Source organism: Xanthomonas dyei, from assembly GCF_002939865.1.
Taxonomy (GTDB): Bacteria; Pseudomonadota; Gammaproteobacteria; order Xanthomonadales; family Xanthomonadaceae; genus Xanthomonas; species Xanthomonas dyei.
The window spans coordinates 1-18,135 of sequence record NZ_MDEE01000010.1; the positions used below are offsets into that span (position 1 = coordinate 1).

Genomic DNA, 18,135 nt, shown 5'->3' on the forward strand with positions numbered 1-18,135 from the left:
CAAACTACATGGCGATCGCTGAGATCCAGGCTCTGACGGCAGCCCACGCCGGCTCTCGACACCTAAACTGCCAGATTCCGAACAGATAAGGCGCTTACGCAGCATCCATGCTGCGTAAGGTCCCACGCCGGCACCCGCGCAAGCACCACCGGTTGCTATCGGTTGCGGAAAGAAATGTGAACAGCCAGATGAGCTGCACTTTTCCATGCGTCCATTCCTGGCGGCGTGACAGCAGATGGATGGCTTGCCGATTACATCGGCCACGGAGTCCACAGGCATCAACACGTGATTGACGCATTGCTTGCCGATCAGCAGTAGCAATGCTGGGAGCGTGGTGCCGCCTCCGGGGGCGGGACCGTGTGGCGGCATGGATGCCGCCCCCGAGCCTCCAGGGATGGATTCACGGCGTGTCCCGACGCCGGATGCGGCGCTGCGCCACCGACCGACCCCGCATAACGACCAGTACTGCGCACGACATCCGCCGATTTCATGCCAGCGCCTCGCTCGAATGATGTGATCACGAATCGGTCAACCAAACGAAAGTGGCTATCGTCAGAAGAACGATAGCCACCAGTACAGCCACGACGCCTCGGGGAAGCGAGCGCTGTTACAGCGCAGCCACCACCGCATCACCCATCGCGACCGTGCCAACCTTGGTGGTGCCTTCTGACCAGATGTCGGCGGTGCGCAGGCCCTGGTCGAGCACCTTGCCGACGGCCTTCTCGATCGCATCCGCAGCGGCAGCCTGCGCGAAGGTGTAGCGCAGCATCATTGCCACCGACAGGATGGTGGCCAGCGGATTGGCGATGCCCTGCCCTGCGATATCCGGCGCCGAGCCGTGGCAGGGCTCGTACATGCCCTTGCTGTTGGCATCCAGCGAGGCAGATGGCAGCATGCCGATGGAGCCGGTAAGCATCGACGCCTGGTCGGACAGAATGTCGCCGAACATGTTGTCGGTCACGATCACATCGAACTGCTTGGGCGCGCGCACCAATTGCATGGCCGCGTTGTCTACGTACATATGCGACAACGCAATGTCCGGATAATCCTTGGCCACTTCTTCCACCACCGCACGCCATAACTGGCTGGAGGCCAACACGTTGGCCTTGTCGACCGAGCACAGCTTCTTGCCGCGCAACCGCGCCATCTCGAAGCCGGCCTTGGCGATGCGACGAATCTCGCTTTCGCTGTAGGGCAAGGTGTCGTAGGCCTGACGTTCGCCATTGTCCAGCGTGCGAGTGCCGCGCGGCTGGCCAAAGTAGATGCCGCCGGTGAGCTCGCGCAGGATCAGCAGATCCAGTCCCGCAACGACTTCCGGCTTGAGCGTGGAGGCATCGGCCAACTGCGGATACAACAACGCCGGACGCAAGTTGGCGAACAAACCCAGCTGCGAGCGGATCTTGAGCAACCCACGTTCCGGGCGCAGCGAAGGATCGATGCTGTCCCATTGCGGCCCACCCACTGCGCCCAGCAGCACCGCGTCGGCAGCGCGCGCACGCTCCAGCGTTTCATCGGCGAGCGGGCTGCCGTACTTGTCGTAGGCCGCGCCACCCAGTTCGTCGTACACCAGGCTGAAACCCAGGCCATGTTGTGCGTCGATCCGCGTCAACACCTTGACCGCTTCGGCCATGATCTCCGGGCCGATGCCGTCGCCAGGAAGAATCAAAATCTGCTTGCTCATGCAATCCTCGTGAGTTGGCGCCGTAGCGCCCTGAAAATCAACGTGCTGCCCAGACCACCAGCACGTCGCTGCTGAAGGAGCCATCGGCTGCAATCTGAAAGTAATCGCGCACCTCGTCTACCGCCGCGTCCTGCAAGGCGCGAATGGCTACGCGCAATACCTCAGGCGTGCGCATGCGGTCGACCCAGCTCAGATAGTCCAGCTGTAGCCGTTGGCAATGATGACGCTGCACCTGCAAACCGGCATCGCCCAGCATCTGCAACCACTGCGCAACACTGTAGTCGCGCACATGACTGGTGTCGCGCAATACCTCGATGGCCTGCAGGTGCGTGTCCAGCAATGGCAACCCCGGCGCGACCACATCGATAAAGGCGGCAACGCCGCCGGGACGCAATACGCGCCGCACCTCGCGCAGCGCCTGTCCCACGTCGCTCCAGTGATGCGCCGAGTAGCGGCTGACCACTGCATCCAGGCTGCCGGTCTCGAACGGCAAGCGCTCGGCAACACCTTGCACAGTGCGCACCTGCGTCAGCCCACGCTCGGCAGCGGTGGCCGCCACGATGGTGAGCATATCGGTAGACAAATCGTAGGCCACCACCTCGGCCATCAGCGGCGCCAGCTGGAAACTCACATGCCCGGCACCGCAGCCAAGGTCGAGCAATCGCCCTTCGCGATGACCCGCCAGACCAGCGCGGAGCTCGGCGAACTCGGCGCCTTGCGCATGCACCTCGCTATGCAGATACGCGTACGCCTGCGGCCCGAACTGCGCAGCAACATGTTCGCCCAGCGCTCCCGTACCGGCGGTGTTGGCAATCGCGTTCACTGCAGCGCGCCGAACAACCACGGTTGGCGCGCGCGATGGCCTTGTTCGAAGCGGCCGATTGCGTCGGCGTCCTGCAAGGTCAGGCCGATGTCGTCCAGCCCGTTTAGCAGGCAGTGTTTGCGGAATGCATCGACCTCGAAGCTGTACTCCACGCCATCGGGGCGGCGCACGCGTTGTGCGGCCAGATCCACGGTGAGTTGATAGCCCTCGGTGGAAACGCATTGTTCGAACAAGGCGTCGACTTCTGCTTCGGTCAGCACGATCGGCAGCAGGCCGTTCTTGAAACTGTTGTTGAAGAAAATGTCGGCAAAGCTCGGTGCAATCACCGCGCGAAACCCATATTCGTCCAACGCCCAAGGCGCATGTTCGCGTGAGGAGCCGCAGCCGAAATTCTTGCGTGTCAGCAACACGCTGGCGCCTTGATAGCGCGGGAAATTGAGCACGAACTCCGGGTTGATCGGCCGCTGTCTGTTATCGCGCCCAGGCTCGCCGATATCCAGATAACGCCACTCGTCGAACAGGTTCGGACCGAAGCCGGTGCGCTTGATCGACTTGAGGAATTGCTTTGGAATGATCTGGTCGGTATCGACATTGGCGCGATCCAGCGGCGCCACCAGTCCGGTGTGTTGCGTAAAAGGAGTCATAGAAAGGCCGGGAATTGGGAGTGGGAAATAGGGAATAGGCAGAGCGAAACGGGGCGTGGCGATTCCCTATTCCCGATTCTCGATTCCCTGCAGCTCACGCACATCGACAAAATGACCGCTCACCGCTGCCGCTGCGGCCATTGCCGGGCTGACCAGGTGGGTGCGTCCGCCAGCGCCCTGGCGGCCTTCGAAATTGCGATTGGAAGTGGAAGCGCAATGCTCGCCGCTGCCGAGCTTGTCCGGATTCATCGCCAGACACATCGAGCAACCCGGCTCGCGCCATTCGAAACCGGCCTCCAGAAAGATCTTGTCCAGGCCTTCGGATTCGGCCTGCGCCTTGACCAGACCCGAGCCCGGCACCACCAGCGCCTGCTTGATCGTGGACGCCACCTTGCGGCCCTTGGCCACTGCGGCGGCGGCGCGCAGGTCTTCGATGCGCGAGTTGGTGCACGAGCCAATGAAGACCCGATCCAGGCGGATGTCGGTGATCGACTGATTGGCCTTCAGGCCCATGTATTTGAGCGCGCGCTCGATCGAGTCGCGCTTGGTCGGGTCTTGTTCGGCTGCCGGGTCAGGTATTTGCTGATCCACCGCCAGCACCATTTCCGGCGAGGTGCCCCAGCTCACTTGCGGCTTGATGTCTTCGGCACGCATCTCCACCACGGTGTCGAAGTGCGCCCCCGGGTCGGAGACCAGCGTCTTCCACAGTGCAACGGCGGCATCCCAGTTCGCACCCTTGGGCGCGAACGGGCGGCCTTCGACGTACGAAATCGTCTTGTCGTCCACCGCCACCATGCCCACGCGCGCACCGGCTTCGATGGACATGTTGCAGATGGTCATGCGCCCTTCCATCGACAACGCCTCGATCGCGCTGCCGGCAAATTCCAGCGCGTGGCCGTTGCCGCCCGCCGTGCCGATCTTGCCGATCACCGCCAGCACAATGTCTTTGGCAGTCACGCCGAACGGTAGCGTGCCGTCGACACGCACCTGCATGTTCTTCATCTTCTGGGCGATCAGGCACTGCGTGGCCAGCACATGCTCGACCTCGGAGGTACCGATGCCGTGCGCCAGCGCGCCGAACGCGCCATGCGTGGAGGTGTGCGAATCGCCGCAGACCACGGTCATGCCCGGCAAGGTGGCGCCCTGCTCGGGGCCGACCACATGCACGATGCCCTGGCGCGCATCGTTCATCTTGAACTCGAGGATGCCGAAGTCGTCGCAGTTCTCGTCCAGGGTCTGTACCTGCAGGCGCGAGACTTCATCAGTGATCGACTCCAGGCCACCCTGCCGCTCGGCGCGCGTGGTCGGCACGTTGTGGTCGGGTGTGGCGATGTTGGCGTCGATGCGCCACGGCTTGCGGCCGGCCAGTCGCAGGCCTTCGAAGGCCTGCGGCGAGGTCACTTCATGCAGGATGTGGCGGTCGATATAGATCAGCGACGAACCATCGTCGCGGCGGGTGACCTCGTGCAGGTCCCACAATTTGTCGTACAGGGTCTTGGCAGTGGCAGTCATCGCGGCGATCCGATGGAGTGGCGGTTGGTGGGTGCACCACCTGGCTGCGTTCGATGCTAGGAGCTTGAATTGGATAACGCAAATTCATATTGTTTATTCAACAAATGAATTTCAGGAATGGCATGGATCTGACAAGTCTCAGCGCGTTCGTCGCAATTGCTGACAGCGGCAGCTTTTCGGCGGCCGGCGAGGCGCTGCATCTCACCCAGCCTGCAGTGAGCAAACGCATCGCCTTGCTGGAAGGGCAATTGTCGGCACGGCTGTTCGACCGCCTGGGCCGCCAGGTGGTGCTGACCGAGGCCGGCCACGCCTTGTTGCCGCGCGCCCAACGCATCCTTGCCGAACTGGAAGACACGCGCCGTGTGCTGGAGCACCTGGGCGCGTCGGTCGGCGGGCGCCTGAGCCTGACCACCAGCCACCACGTCGGCCTGCACCGGTTGCCGGTGTTGCTGCGCCGCTTTGCCGTGCAACATCCGCAGGCGGCGCTGGATATCCAGTTTCTGGATTCGGAACTGGCCTACGCGGCGGTGCTGCGCGGCGAGGTGGAGCTGGCAGTGACCACGCTGGCGCCGGACACGCGTGCACCGCTGCGTGCGCAACCGATCTGGCACGACCGCCTGCAATGCGTCGTAGCGCCCGACCACCCGCTGGCCGCATTGCGCAAGGTGACGCTGGACGATGTGGTGGCGCATCCGGCGGTGCTGCCCGACCCTGGCACGTTTACTCATCGCATCGTCGCCGGCCTGTTTGCCGAGCGCGGCCTGGTGCCGCACCTGCGCATGACCACCAACTATCTGGAGACGATCAAGATGCTGGTCTCGGTGGGGCTGGCCTGGAGCGTCCTGCCCGAACGCATGATCGATCATCAGATCGTGGCGCTGCCGCTGGCCGATGTAGCGCTGTCGCGCGAGTTGGGATGCGTCACGCACGGCGGACGCACGTTATCGCGTGCGGCGCAGGCATTTGTTGCGTTGTTGCAGGCGGATGCGGATGCGGAGACTCCCTGAGCATCACGATTGGATACAACACCCCGCGCCTGGAACGCGCGCACCTGCGTCACTGCGCCTTCTTCAACGCACCAGCGTGCCATCGCACTACCGATCGACCAATCGATCGCGCCCCTGCCGCTTGGCCTGATACAGCCGGCGGTCTGCCAACGCGAGCAGTTCACGCCGGGTTGGCGCTTCATCGCTCATCGCCATGCCAATGCTGGCGGTATACCGCACCGTGATGCCCTGCGCATCGACTTCGATTGTTGCCAGCCGTTGCCGCATGCGCTCGAACAACGCCTGCGCATGCGCGGCATCCAGCCCGGTGGCGGCCAGCAGAAACTCTTCGCCGCCATGGCGTGCAGCGAAACACTGCGCCTGATCCTGGTCGCTCAATGCCTCGCCCAGCGCGCTCAATACCGCATCGCCAACGTCGTGGCCGTACTCGTCGTTGATGTGCTTGAAGTGGTCGATATCCATCAAGGCCAGCGCCAGCGCGGCACCACCGCGACGCGCATCGTCGAACCACTGTTGCAGCACGCGCTCGGCTTCGCGCCGGTTGGGCAATGCGGTCAGCACATCGTGGCTGGCGCGGTATTCCAGCTGGCGCATCAAGGCTTCGCGCTCCTGGCTGGCCTGTTGCAGCGCGAGATTCTTGTCGCTCAGTTCGCGGGTGCGCTTGTCGATCACGGTATTGAGTTGGCGCTGGCTGCGCCGATAGCTGGCCGTGCGCCACAGATAAAACCCGTAGACCAGGCTCGCAAGCGCAAGGATGCCCAATGCGATCACTTCGCCACGGCGCCACCAGGGCGGCGCCAACGCGATGACCAGACTGGATTCCCCCAGCAGCGCGGTCTGACGCCAATCCACCGGCAGCGACATCGCCTGCACGCGGAAGCGAAAACGGCCCGGCGGCAGGTTGGTGTACACCGCCTCGGTGGCGTTGTCGGCATCCACCCAATCCGGGTCGAAGCCGTCCAGGCGATAGCGGTAACGCACCTTGTCCGGGCCACGGAAATTCAGGCCGGCATAGGTGATTGCAATGCGGCGGGTCTCCGCGCCGAGCTGGTGCGGGCCGCTCAACGGTTGCACCATGCAGTCGACCAGCAAGCGCTCGAACACGATCGGCACGCGATGGCCTTGCAAGGTGCCGACACGCGCCGGATCGATCACGCCCAGCCCGGCCGAGGTGGGAAACAACAACTGCCCGGCCTGTGTCAGCCAACCGGCCGGTGCGCTGCTGCCGTTGCCCTGATTGCTGGGCATGCCATCGCTGCGGTCCACCACTTCCACACTCAATTGTTCGCGGGTACCGGCATCGATCTGGTCGAAGTCGCTGCGCGCGATGCGGAAGACGCCGTGGTTGCTGGACAGCCACAGGTAGCCGCGGCCGTCGTCGATCACGCGGAACACCTTGTCGCGCGGTAATCCGACGCGATGGTCGTAGACGCGGAAGTGGTCGCCCTGCAGGCGCAGCAGGCCGCGATCGCTGGCGATCCAGAGATCGCCAGCGGCATCGCGCAAAAAGTCGAAGGCGTTCTGCCCGGGGAAGTCCTGTTCGCCCAGCCACGCGCGCGTGCTGCCGCCCGGCGACAGCCCGGTCATGCCGCGATCGGTGCCGATCCAGACGATGCCCTGCGTATCGCGATACAGCGCCTGCACCGAGCCGTCGGGCACGCCATCGGCGGCGCTGTAGCGGCGCGCCTTGCCATGCCGCCAGCGCACCAACCCGCCGGTGGTGCCGATCCACAGATCGTCGCCATCGGGCAACACCGCGCGCACCGACAACGACGGCAGGCCATCGCCCGCGCCGATGCGCACCAGCACCTTGCCTTGCGCATCCAGCCGCAGCACACCCTGACTATAGGTACCGGCCCAGACCCCGCCGTCGCCGGCATCGGCCAGCGACAACACCGACTGCTCCAGTACCCGGCCACCTTCGGCCGGCGACAGTGCGATGCGATTGATCTGATCGTCGCGCCAGCGGTCCAGGCCCACCGCGCTGCCCACCCACACCGTGCCATTGCCGGTCTGCAGCACGGTGCGTACGTAATCGGAGGCAAGGCCGTCCTCATGGGTCACGCCGTGCGCGGCGCCTTCGGCAATCCGAAACAAGCCGTGCGTGCTGCCGACCCAGATCAGGCCTTCGGCATCTTCCAGCAGTGCCGGGCTGGCGACGCCGGTAATCGAAATCTGCTCGTCCGGCACACCCGCGCCGCTGTGCACCACCAAGGTGCCGCTGGGCATGCTCATCCACAGATGCCCGCGCCGATCCAGCAGCAGAGCATCCACCCGCTGCCCCTGGCGAAACCGCTGCAGCCCGCCGCCGCGACTCCACCACCACACACCGTCATCGCCGGCGACCAGCAAGCCGCCCTGACGATCGCTGGCAAGCCGGCGCACCGGCACCGCCTGCATGCCATGCGTCTTGCCCCATGCCTCGGCAGTAGAGCCATTGCGAGGCAGGCGATACAAGCCAACCTCGGTGCCCACCCACAGATCGCCATTGTCGTCGGCCGACAACGCGGTGATGCGCGCGCGCGGCAGGTCGGCCTGGCGCCCTACGTCGACCAGGCGCCCATCGGCTTCGAGCCGATACAGCGTCTGCGGCGTGCCCACCCATAAGGCACCGTCGACACGACGCAGCAAGGCGCTGACCGCCAGATGGCGCGCCGTCGCGTCGCCCAGTTGCTGCCAGTGGCCGTCCTGATAGTGGTAGACCCCGTCGAACGCGGTGCCGAACAACATGCCGCCGGTGCTGTCGCGCACCACCACGAACACACCACCCAATTCGGCGCCCGGCGTGTTCTGGCGGTCGTACACGGTGAAATCGCGGCCGTTGAAGCGCGCCACGCCCTCCCAGGTGCCCAACCAGATCAGCCCGTCTTCGCCCTGGGCCACGGCGTGCACCAGGTTATGCGGCAGGCCGTCGTCCATGTTCCAGCGCGTGACGGTGTGATATGCAGTGTGATCGAGCGCCTGCGCGCCAGCCGCGGGCGTGCCCAAGACCCAGCAGCACAGCCCAAACCACAGCCACACAAGGGCCGCCCGCAGCACACGTGCACTGCGAACGCAGCGTGCATGCGCTTGCGCCCCGACCCTGTCCACGTTCTCCGTCCCCTCGTCCGTGCCGTTGACCATGCGTGCCGGTATGTATCGGCAGGCCTGCGGCAATCTATCACCGGGGTTTTCAGGCCGCCCTAGGTGGATTCCCCACAGCTGCCGGGCCAACCATGACACCGGGAGCATTCAACTGAAACAATGAACGGCCATCATCATCGACATGGCGTTGGGGCATTGCGCCATCGGTGTCGTCGCTTCGCTGCGGCGTAGCCCGTTGCCTCGGTTGCGCCCAGGCTCGACCAGCGAAAGCACCGGCGCACTGATGCGTTCAGGCCGTCGAGTATAAATATAGAACCCGATGGTCTAGTATTGACCGTATGTCCAGCTCGCCCTCCCTCAAGTCCAAGGCCAAGAGCAACGGCCCCGGGCGTCCCAAGGATCTTGGGAAACGTGCCGCCATCCTGGGTGCTGCCCGCGCGCTCTTTATGGAGCAAGGCTATGCCGGAGTCAGCATGGATGGCATTGCCGCCAAGGCCGGCGTCTCCAAGCTCACCGTCTACAGCCACTTTGGCGACAAAGAGAGCCTGTTTTCCGAGGCGATCCGCGCGCAATGTCAGCAGATGATGCCGGACGACCTGTTCGATCACGCCCCTGAGGGCGCGCTGCGCGACCAGTTGATCGAAATCGCGCACGCGTTCTTTGCCATGGTCAGCACCGAATCGGCCATTTCCACCCACCGCATGATGATGGCGCCCGGCACCGGCGATGTGCATGTGCGCGAAATGTTCTGGGAAGCCGGCCCCAAGCGGACCCAACTGGCATTGGCGGATTTTTTGTCGGCGCGCGTGGCCGACGGCCAGCTCGACATCGCCGATCTGGCACGCGCCGCCTCGCAATTCTTCTGCCTGCTCAAGGGCGAACTGTATGCTCTGATGATGTGCGGCCTGCACGGCCAGCCCACCCGCGCGCAGGTGGATGAGCACATTCAATCCAGCGTGGACTTCTTTTTGAGGGCGTATGTGCCCCGTTGATCGCCCCCGGCCTTTGGTGGCGATGACTTCCGGCACTGCGCCAGCGGCCGGCACGCAGCGATGCTAGATGCGCCAGTTGCCCCGTGCACCGGTAACATGTTCGCCCCACCGCGTTGGATAACCGCACCATGACGATTGATTTCACCCAGGCCCGCGAAAAGATGGTCGAACAGCAGATCCGGCCGTGGGACGTGCTGGACCTGCGCGTGCTCGACGTGCTGGCGCGCCTGCCGCGCGAAGCCTTCGTGCCGGACGCCTACAAGACTCTGGCCTATGTCGACGTGGAAATTCCGCTGTCGGCCGGCGACAAGATGATGAAGCCGGTAGTCGAAGGCCGCATGTTGCAGGCGCTGGATCTGCAGCCGGGCGAAGACGTGCTGGAAATCGGCACCGGCACCGGGTTTTCCACCGCCTGCCTGGCCGCACTCGCGCGCGAAGTGGTCAGCCTGGAGATCGACCCGGTACTGGCCGCCGCCGCGCACGCCAACCTGGATGCAACCGGTCTGGGCAGCAATGTCCGTATCGAAACTGCCGACGTGTTCGGCTGGCAGAGCGAGCGTCGCTTCGATGCCATCTGCGTGACCGGCGCGGTCGATACGCTGCCGACCCAGTGGCTGCAGTGGTTGCGCCCGAACGGCCGGCTGTTTGTGGTGCGCGGTCACGCACCGGTGATGGAAGCGGTCCTGGTACGTGGCGACGTCAACGCCCCGCGCATCGAATCGTTGTTCGAAACCGACCTCGCCTATCTCCAGGGCGCCGCACCGACGCCCCGATTCCAATTCTGATTCCCAAGGAAGCTTCCCCGATGATCCGCCGATCCCTCGCCCTGGCCCTGGCCGCCGCCCTGTCACCGATGGCCGCGCACGCCACCGACCTGCTGCAGGTCTACGAAATGGCCCGCAACGGCGACCCGCAGCTGGCCGTGGCCGAGTCCACGCGGCTGGTGAATCGGGAGGGACAGGTGCAGGCGCGTGCGGCGTTGTTGCCGCAGCTGGACGGCTCGGCCGGTTTCACCCAATCGCATCGCGAATTGGAAGGCGTCCCAGGTCGCTCCACGACCAAACAACGCCAGTACGCGATCCAGGGTAGCCAGACCATTTTCAACTGGGCGCAGTTCGCCAATGTTCGTGCGCAACGCGACGTCGCCAAGGCGGCAGATTTCACCCTGGAATCGGCGAACAACGACCTGATCACGCGCACTTCAGCTGCATACTTCCAGGTCTTGGTGGGCATCGAGTCGCTGGCCGCAGCAGAAACCAATGAAGCAGCCGCCAAGAAGCAGTTCGACTACGCCGACAAGCGTCTGGAAGTGGGCCTAGCACCGATCACCGACGTACACGAGGCACGTGCCCAGTACGACCAAGCGCGTGCCGACACCATCAACGCACGTAATACCTTGAAGGATTACTATCAGGCATTGACCGAACTCACCGGTCAACCGGTGGTCGGCCTGCGCGCACTGCCGGAAGACTTCCGCCCGGAAGTCCCGGCGGCTTACAGCAATGTCGATCAGCTGGTGTCCACCGCCATCGCCGACAACCCGGCGTTGAAGGCGCAGCAGCTGCAGGTCAGTGCAGCCGAGGCACAGGTCAATGCCGCGCGTGCTGGCCATTACCCGACGCTCAATCTGTCAGGCAGCATGGGCCGCACCAATAGCTGGGGCGGAGGCAGCGAAATCGATACGACGGCAGGAAACTTCACGACCGACAATCGCAATATCGACACTGATTCGATCGGCATCACCTTGTCGATCCCGATCTTTGCTGGCGGCGCAACGCAGTCGGCCGTGCGTCAGGCGCTATCGCGTCGCGATATCCAGCAGGACACCTACGAGCAGCAGAAGCGCGCGTTGGACCGCAATACGCGCAATGCCTATCAGACCGTGGTGGCCGGTATCAGCGAAGTAGAAGCGCGTCGGCTTGCAGTGGTTTCCGCGCAGGCCGCCTACGATGCCTCGCAGGTTGGCCTGGAAGTCGGTACGCGGACCGTGCTGGACGTGGTGCAGAACCAGCGCACCTTGTTCCAGGCGCAGTTGAACTACGCGCAGTCGCGCTACACCTTCCTGCAGAATCGCCTGCTGCTCGGCCAGGCCATCGGCAAGCTCGACATCACCGACCTGCAGGATGTGAATCGCCTGCTGTCGCAGGATGCCGAAGCCAAGCTGCAGGGCAGCGGCTCGCTGCAGTAATGGGAGCGGATAGGTCACTAAAAAGGCGGGCGAAGGCCCGCCTTTTTCATGTCAGATGCAAGCGCGTACCTGGCTGCGTGCTATACCTGCGATGACTGCCGCATCAGCGGATGATCTGCCGCTTGGATGGAGGGCCCTTGCCCGCCCACCGTCGCGGGACCGTGCGCGGCATAGATGCCGCGTAAACGCCTACACGGGCGTACTTGCGGCGTGTCCGGCGATGGTGGGCGGGCCAAGGAGCAATCAAGATGGTCGGTGTGCGTAGCTCTTCTCAAAGCAACCCACACCCTGTCTGGTTGATGACGTGACTTGGAATGCCTGCAATAGGTTCTCTGCAATGATGCAGCACGCACGCGGTGAGATCTTTCAAGACGCCACACCATCCCCAACCACCGGCGGCAAATCAGGCGCGATCTGCACCAGCGTGCGGGCGACCGCGCCCTTGCCGTTGGCGACCAGCGCCAACCCTGCGGTAGCCATCGCCTCACGCTGGGCTGGTTCGCCGAGCAGACGCGCAAGATTGTGATACACGCTGTCGGCATCTTCGCAGATGGTCACCGCATCGGCCTCGCGCATGCGTCGCGAGATTTCCGAAAAATTATGCAGATGCGGGCCGGTGACCGCAGGTGTACCGACTGCCGCAGGTTCGAGCAGATTGTGCCCGCCGATCGGCTGCAGGCTACCGCCGACGAAAGCGACCTGCGCGCATGCATAAAAACTCATCAGCTCGCCCAAGGTATCGATGACGAAGACCGTATCGCGCGCCTGTGGCCACTGCTGTGCCTTGCGTGTGCCCACGCGCCAGCCACGATCGCGTGCCAACGCCTCGACCTTTGGAAAGCGCTCGGGATGGCGTGGTGCCCACAGCAGCAGCAGATCGGGAAACCGGGTCAGCAACTGCGCATGGATCTCGGCCACCGCCGCTTCTTCGCCTTCATGCGTGCTGGCGGCAATCCATACCGGCCGGGTTGCCGGCACATGGGTGCGGAACTGCGCGACCAGGGCGTGCAATTGGTCGGGCGCGGCGATATCGAATTTGAGATTGCCCAGCGCCACCACCTGGTCTGGACGCGCGCCAAGGGTGATGAAGCGCTCCGCATCGTCCTGCGACTGCGCCGCCACGCAGGTCACCGTGCGCAGTGCGCGGCTGATCAATGGCGCCAGCACGCGGTAGCCGCGTAGCGAACGCGCCGACAAGCGTGCGTTGAGGATGTACAGCGGAATCTGGCGGTCGCGGCAGCCGAACAACATGTTCGGCCATAGCTCGGTTTCCAGGATCAACGCCAGGCGCGGGCGAAAATGCTCCAGAAACCGACCCACGCTGCCGGGCACGTCGTACGGCAGATACACATGGTCGACCGCATCGCCCCACACCGCGCGTACGCGCTCGGAACCGGTGGGCGTGATGGTGGTGATGACCCAGCGGATATCCGGGCGTTGCGCACGCAAGGCGTTGACCAGCGGCGCGGCGGCATTGACCTCGCCCACCGACACCGCATGCACCCACACCCGTGGGCGGCCGCAGGCATGCGTGTACGACGCATAGCGCTCGTTCCAGCGGTTGAAGTATTCGCGCACGCGGAAACCGCGCCACACCAGGTGGTACACCGTGACCGGCAACAACAGGTAGAGCAGCGCCGAGTACAGCCCGCGCAACAGCCATTCGATCGGGTCTTTCCGCATGCGTGCAGGATACGGGAGCGCCTGCACGTGCGCATGTGCACGCTGCCCGATGCGCACGATCCCTTAGAATTGGTGCATGTCCGAGTCCGCCAACGTCGCCGTCCGCCCCTCCCTGCGCAACCCAAAGCATTGGCCCATGTACCTGGGCCTTGCGGTGATGGTACTGGCCGGGCGCCTGCCCTGGACGCTGCAACGCGCGGTGGGCCGTGGCGTGGGCTGGATCGCGATGCGCGTGGCGGGCACGCGTCGGCGCGCTGCCGAGGTCAACCTCAAGCTGTGCTTTCCCGAGCAGGACGATGCGTGGCGAGCGCGACTGCTGCGCGATAGTTTCGACGCGCTGGGCGTGGGCCTGTTCGAATTCGCGCGTGCGTGGTGGGGCAGCATCGACGCCATTCGTCCAGGCGTGCAGATCGAAGGCCTGGAACACCTGCAGCAGCTGCAGGACCAAAAGCGCGGCGTGCTGCTGGTGTCCGGCCACTTCATGACGCTGGAAATGTGCGGGCGGCTACTATGCGACCACATACCGCTGGCCGGCATGTACCGCAAGCACCGAAACCCGGTGTTCGAATGGGCGGTCAAGCGCGGCCGCTTGCGCTATGCCACGCACATGTTCGCCAACGAGGATCTGCGCGCCACCATCAAGCACCTCAAGCGCGGCGGTTTTCTGTGGTACGCGCCGGACCAGGACATGCGCGGCAAGGACACCGTGTTCGTGCCGTTCTTCGGGCACCCGGCCTCCACCATCACGGCCACCCATCAGCTGGCGCGGCTGACCGGTTGCGCGGTGGTGCCGTATTTCCATCGCCGCGAAGGTGGCCGCTATATCCTCAAGATTGCGCCGCCGCTGGCAGGCATTCCGTCGGAGGATGTGATCGCCGATACCACGCAGGTCAATGCGGCGATCGAGGACATGGTGCGCGAAGCGCCGGATCAATACCTGTGGATCCATCGCCGCTTCAAGCGTCAGCCGGGTGGACGCAGCGATTTCTATCGGTGATGTAGATGCAGCGCAGCTGCGTCACGCATGCATTCGCAGATGACTGCCTTGGTTTACAAGACCAGCCAGGAGTCCGTCACGAGTGGGCGTAGGAATGAGTGCGCATGTCGCGCACGCAACCGCAGTGGACAGGTGATCCTCGGCTGCCGTGTCGATCTACCGCTGAGCGCAATCGTCTTGAGCGCCACACCTATCGCGACGGCGGCTGATCCGCGTCGTCGTTGAGCAACGCGCCGGCATACAACCCGGCCAGCATCAGACTCAAGCCGCCCCAGAAGCTGGAATAGAACGCCAGATGGGTATTAAGCGGGAAGACGGTGGCCACCAGCGCGATCATCGCCGGCCGCGCCTGCTCGCGCGCGGCAACACTTGAATAGCGCCACGCGCGCCACGCCTGCGCCGCACCGGCCAGCCATAGCAGCAAGCCGATCACACCGGTTTCGGCCAGGATTTCCAGCACGATCTGATGCGCGTGGAAGGCCGGGCCATCGCCCCAGGCCGGCGCCTGTGCAGGGGCCGGATTGCAGGCTGGATATGCCTGTCGAAACCCGCGTGCGCCCACCCCATTGAGCGGATGCGCACGGATCATGCACAGCGCTGCGCCCCAGATCTGGCCGCGCCCGGACAAGGCCTGGTCCACGCCCTGTTCGCCATTGCCAAATGCCAGGGTGGTGCGCTGGATACGCTCACGCGCCTGCGGTGCCACCGCCACCACGCCACCAGCCAGCAGCACGCCAGCCACCGCCACCACCAGCAGGCGCCGGCCGCCCAACAGTTGCCAGCCGGACAGCAGCACGATGACGCCGTAAGTGATCCACGAGGCGCGCGACCCCGCCAACACCAGCACCACGCCGACTGCCGCCGCCGCGCCCGCCCAGGCCCAGACATTGCGCCGCCCCAGCGCCAGCAACAGAAAGGGCGACAGGCTGGCCAGGGTCTGCCCGAACTTGAGATTGCACGGCCCCAGCACGCCGCTGAGGCGGTCGGCCAGCGCCAGCTCCTGCGGCGTGCACAGCCCGTGGCCGCTGATCAGCTGCTTGACTTGATCCAGCGCGAAGAACAATGGGCTGCTACCGATGACGGCCTGCAACAGCGCGTCCAGCGTCCACACCCCGCCGATCACCGCAAGGCCGATGAAGGTACGGCGTCGCCGCTGCGCATTGGCCACCGCGATCGCGCACAGCCACATGAAAGGCAGATAGCGCAGGTCGGTGGCCGACTTGCGCAGCGCGCGACCGACATCCATCGCATCGAACGCGGACAGCATCTGCGGCAGCCAGTACGCAAAGAACAACACACTGGTCAGCGCCCAGGCCGCACCGCTGAGCAGGCGTGTGCCACCGCGAAAACGTGCCTGCAGCAAGCGATACGCCGCGAACAACGCGCCCAGCGACAGCACCGTTTCGGCCAAGCCGGGCGTGGGCCACAGCGCGACAAACAGGAGCACCCATAGCGGCGCCCAGCGCCCGGCATCGGGCGTCAATGCGGGCGCGCTTATTGGAACGTCAGCGGCGGAGTTCGTCATAGACCTTCAAGGTGGCCGATTGCATGGCCTGCAACGTATAGGGGAGAACCGCCGGCGGTGTTGGCGGCTGCTGCAGAAGCTGCAGTGCCTGAGCGCGCAGTGCATCGGCATCGAAGGCCGGCACCGCGCCGCCGGGCTGCAGCTCGGCAAGCAATTCGCCAACGCCGCCATGCTGCCAGCCCAGGACCGGCCGGCCCACCGACAAGGCCTCGACCACGGTACGGCCGAAGGCTTCCGGCTTGCGCGACAGCTGCAGCACCAGATCGCTGGCGGCATAGGCGTCGGCAATGCGCGTGGTGGGCTCGGTAAAGGCGACCGCCTCGGCCACCCCCAACCGCGCTGCTTCGGCTTCCAGCTCGCGCACATACGCCTCGCGCCCGGGTTCGCGCGCACCCGGCAGCCACAGCCAGGCCGGCACGCCGGCAGCGCGCACATCGGCCAGCAGTTGCAGACCATCGGCATGGCCCTTCAAGCGCGTGCCGCGCCCCGGCAGCAGCAGCAGCGGTGCGTCGGCAGGCAGCCCAGGCAAGAGGGTCTGGGCCCAGCTGCGTGCGCGCCGATCCGGTCGCAAGCGGCGCGGAAACTGCGCGATGTCGACGCCACGCGGAATCGTGCGCAGATGCGCCGGATCGGTCTGCGGATAGTGCGTGCAGACATAGTCGCGCACGGTCTGCGAGACGCAGATGACGCGTTCGCCATAGGTCATGACCGCGCTGTAGCGGCTTGGCGAATTGAGCCCATGCACGGTGGTGACCAAGCGCGGGCGTGTGGCTGCGGGCATACCGCGCAGCGCGTACCACCCCAGCCAGGCCGGCAGCCGCGAACGCGCGTGTACGATGTCGGCATCGAGTTCGGTAAACAGACGGCGCAGGCCGACCACGTGACGCAGGGTCAGCAGCGACTTGCGGCCGATATCCAGGGTGAGGTGTTCACCGCCGGCTTCGAGCAACTGCGGGACCAGGCGCCCGCCAGCCGATACGACCACGGCGCGATGGCCGGCGCGCACCAGCGCAGCAGTCACTTCCAGGGTGGAGCGTTCCACGCCGCCGGACTGCAGCGCCGGCAGCAATTGCACCACGGTCAGGCGGTGCATGCAGCCAGGATCAGTCGGCGAGTACGAACAGCGAGCCGCAATACGGGCACTTGGCTTCGCCGTTGGGTTCGTCTTCGATCGGCAGATACACGCGCGGATGCGAGTTCCACAGCGCCATCTGCGGCGTCGGGCAGCTCAGCGGCAGGTCTGTCCGCTGCACGGTGTAACGCTTTTCGGCATTGGCGGGCGCGGTGGCGGTCTGGCTCATGGCGTACATCGCAGGCGGGGGGAACGGGCAGCATTCTAGCAGCGCTAGACGTTGCAAGAGCGGCTGCGGCGCCGATCGATGCCGCAGCCCGCCGCTCGGCGCCTCACTCCTGCCGCTTGCCGAAGTTCGGCTTGATCGGATCGGCAGGCATGCCGGTGGACTGCGCTTGCCTGGTGGGATCACAGCGTGCGTCGCGCTGGCTGCGTGCACCCGTTGCGCCGGCCGGCGCCACTGGGCCATCGTCGTTGCCCACCAGACAATCGGCAGGCGGAGACGAGGCGCCCGCCGTCTGCCAATCGTCACTCGCGCAGCCCGACAGCAGCATGCTGGCCGCTATCACGGCGCTCCTGAAACCCATCGACCACATCATTGTGCCAGCTCCGTTTCAATCGCCTTCTTGATCGTCGACGCCTGGATCGTCATACAAAATCCGACCGTGACCACTGCAGACATATCACACCGGAGCCCTGTCCGACAGCGACGCGTGCGGAAGGAATTCCTGCAGGACGCGGCCTTGCTCAAGCGCACCCGAAGGCAGCGCACCCGATGGCAGCGAGGCGTGCAGGGATCTGGCCCCGCTCGCTTGCCTGTCCGGGCATCTTTGACCAGCATCGGGGCGCGGTGTCTTCGGTGATGGCGCGAGCGCCGCAGTTGACCATGCATCCATCCCGCTTCCGCCGCACCCGCCCGTCGCGGCA

At 65.0% G+C, this 18,135-nt stretch carries 14 protein-coding genes; 5 read left to right on the forward strand and 9 right to left on the reverse strand.

What is annotated here, in order from left to right; all coding sequences use genetic code 11:
- Positions 1 to 607 precede the first annotated feature (607 nt).
- The 4 genes from leuB to leuC form a co-directional block, all read right to left on the reverse strand.
- Complete coding sequence (leuB, locus tag XdyCFBP7245_RS08820) at positions 608 to 1,681, reverse strand: 3-isopropylmalate dehydrogenase (protein WP_104615326.1); 1,074 nt, start codon at positions 1,679 to 1,681, stop codon at positions 608 to 610.
- Between the two features lie 37 nt (positions 1,682 to 1,718).
- Positions 1,719 to 2,468, reverse strand: coding sequence for a class I SAM-dependent methyltransferase (locus XdyCFBP7245_RS08825; RefSeq protein ID WP_104615418.1), 750 nt, complete (start codon positions 2,466 to 2,468; stop codon positions 1,719 to 1,721).
- Between the two features lie 32 nt (positions 2,469 to 2,500).
- A complete protein-coding gene (gene leuD, locus XdyCFBP7245_RS08830) occupies positions 2,501 to 3,148 on the reverse strand; it encodes a 3-isopropylmalate dehydratase small subunit (protein ID WP_104615327.1) in 648 nt (215 codons plus the stop codon).
- Positions 3,149 to 3,214: 66 nt separating this feature from the next.
- Positions 3,215 to 4,660, reverse strand: a complete 1,446-nt coding sequence (leuC, locus tag XdyCFBP7245_RS08835; protein ID WP_104615328.1) for a 3-isopropylmalate dehydratase large subunit — start codon at positions 4,658 to 4,660, stop codon at positions 3,215 to 3,217.
- Positions 4,661 to 4,782: 122 nt separating this feature from the next.
- Here leuC and XdyCFBP7245_RS08840 point away from each other — a divergent pair, with 122 nt between their 5' ends.
- On the forward strand, positions 4,783 to 5,667 hold the full coding sequence (locus tag XdyCFBP7245_RS08840) for a LysR family transcriptional regulator (protein WP_104615329.1): 885 nt from the start codon (positions 4,783 to 4,785) through the stop codon (positions 5,665 to 5,667).
- Between the two features lie 87 nt (positions 5,668 to 5,754).
- On the opposite strand, the gene XdyCFBP7245_RS08845 is transcribed toward XdyCFBP7245_RS08840, so the two are convergent.
- On the reverse strand, positions 5,755 to 8,757 hold the full coding sequence (locus XdyCFBP7245_RS08845) for a ligand-binding sensor domain-containing diguanylate cyclase (RefSeq protein ID WP_104615419.1): 3,003 nt from the start codon (positions 8,755 to 8,757) through the stop codon (positions 5,755 to 5,757).
- A 332-nt stretch (positions 8,758 to 9,089) separates the two neighbouring features.
- On the opposite strand from XdyCFBP7245_RS08845, the gene XdyCFBP7245_RS08850 reads away from it, so the two are divergent.
- From XdyCFBP7245_RS08850 to XdyCFBP7245_RS08860, 3 genes are all read left to right on the forward strand, one after another.
- Positions 9,090 to 9,743 carry a TetR/AcrR family transcriptional regulator gene (locus XdyCFBP7245_RS08850; RefSeq protein WP_104615330.1) on the forward strand — a complete coding sequence of 218 codons (654 nt, stop codon included), beginning with the start codon at positions 9,090 to 9,092 and terminating at the stop codon, positions 9,741 to 9,743.
- A gap of 128 nt (positions 9,744 to 9,871) precedes the next feature.
- Positions 9,872 to 10,528, forward strand: a complete 657-nt coding sequence (locus tag XdyCFBP7245_RS08855) for a protein-L-isoaspartate O-methyltransferase family protein (protein ID WP_104615420.1) — start codon at positions 9,872 to 9,874, stop codon at positions 10,526 to 10,528.
- Positions 10,529 to 10,548: 20 nt separating this feature from the next.
- Complete coding sequence (locus XdyCFBP7245_RS08860) at positions 10,549 to 11,931, forward strand: TolC family outer membrane protein (protein ID WP_104615331.1); 1,383 nt, start codon at positions 10,549 to 10,551, stop codon at positions 11,929 to 11,931.
- Positions 11,932 to 12,297: 366 nt separating this feature from the next.
- Here the strand turns inward: XdyCFBP7245_RS08860 and waaA are convergent, their stop codons facing one another.
- Complete coding sequence (waaA, locus tag XdyCFBP7245_RS08865; protein WP_104615421.1) at positions 12,298 to 13,614, reverse strand: lipid IV(A) 3-deoxy-D-manno-octulosonic acid transferase; 1,317 nt, start codon at positions 13,612 to 13,614, stop codon at positions 12,298 to 12,300.
- Between the two features lie 76 nt (positions 13,615 to 13,690).
- On the opposite strand from waaA, the gene XdyCFBP7245_RS08870 reads away from it, so the two are divergent.
- On the forward strand, positions 13,691 to 14,611 hold the full coding sequence (locus XdyCFBP7245_RS08870; protein WP_104615332.1) for an LpxL/LpxP family Kdo(2)-lipid IV(A) lauroyl/palmitoleoyl acyltransferase: 921 nt from the start codon (positions 13,691 to 13,693) through the stop codon (positions 14,609 to 14,611).
- A 190-nt stretch (positions 14,612 to 14,801) separates the two neighbouring features.
- Here the strand turns inward: XdyCFBP7245_RS08870 and XdyCFBP7245_RS08875 are convergent, their stop codons facing one another.
- From XdyCFBP7245_RS08875 to XdyCFBP7245_RS08885, 3 genes are read right to left on the reverse strand one after another with little or no spacing between them, the layout of a single operon-like run.
- Positions 14,802 to 16,136 carry an O-antigen ligase family protein gene (locus XdyCFBP7245_RS08875; RefSeq protein ID WP_104615333.1) on the reverse strand — a complete coding sequence of 445 codons (1,335 nt, stop codon included), beginning with the start codon at positions 16,134 to 16,136 and terminating at the stop codon, positions 14,802 to 14,804.
- Positions 16,117 to 17,229, reverse strand: coding sequence for a glycosyltransferase (locus XdyCFBP7245_RS08880; protein ID WP_104615334.1), 1,113 nt, complete (start codon positions 17,227 to 17,229; stop codon positions 16,117 to 16,119). The genes XdyCFBP7245_RS08875 and XdyCFBP7245_RS08880 overlap by 20 nt, the downstream gene beginning before the upstream one ends.
- A gap of 10 nt (positions 17,230 to 17,239) precedes the next feature.
- Positions 17,240 to 17,437, reverse strand: a complete 198-nt coding sequence (locus XdyCFBP7245_RS08885) for a zinc-finger domain-containing protein (protein WP_104615422.1) — start codon at positions 17,435 to 17,437, stop codon at positions 17,240 to 17,242.
- Between the last annotated feature and the right edge of the window lie 698 nt (positions 17,438 to 18,135).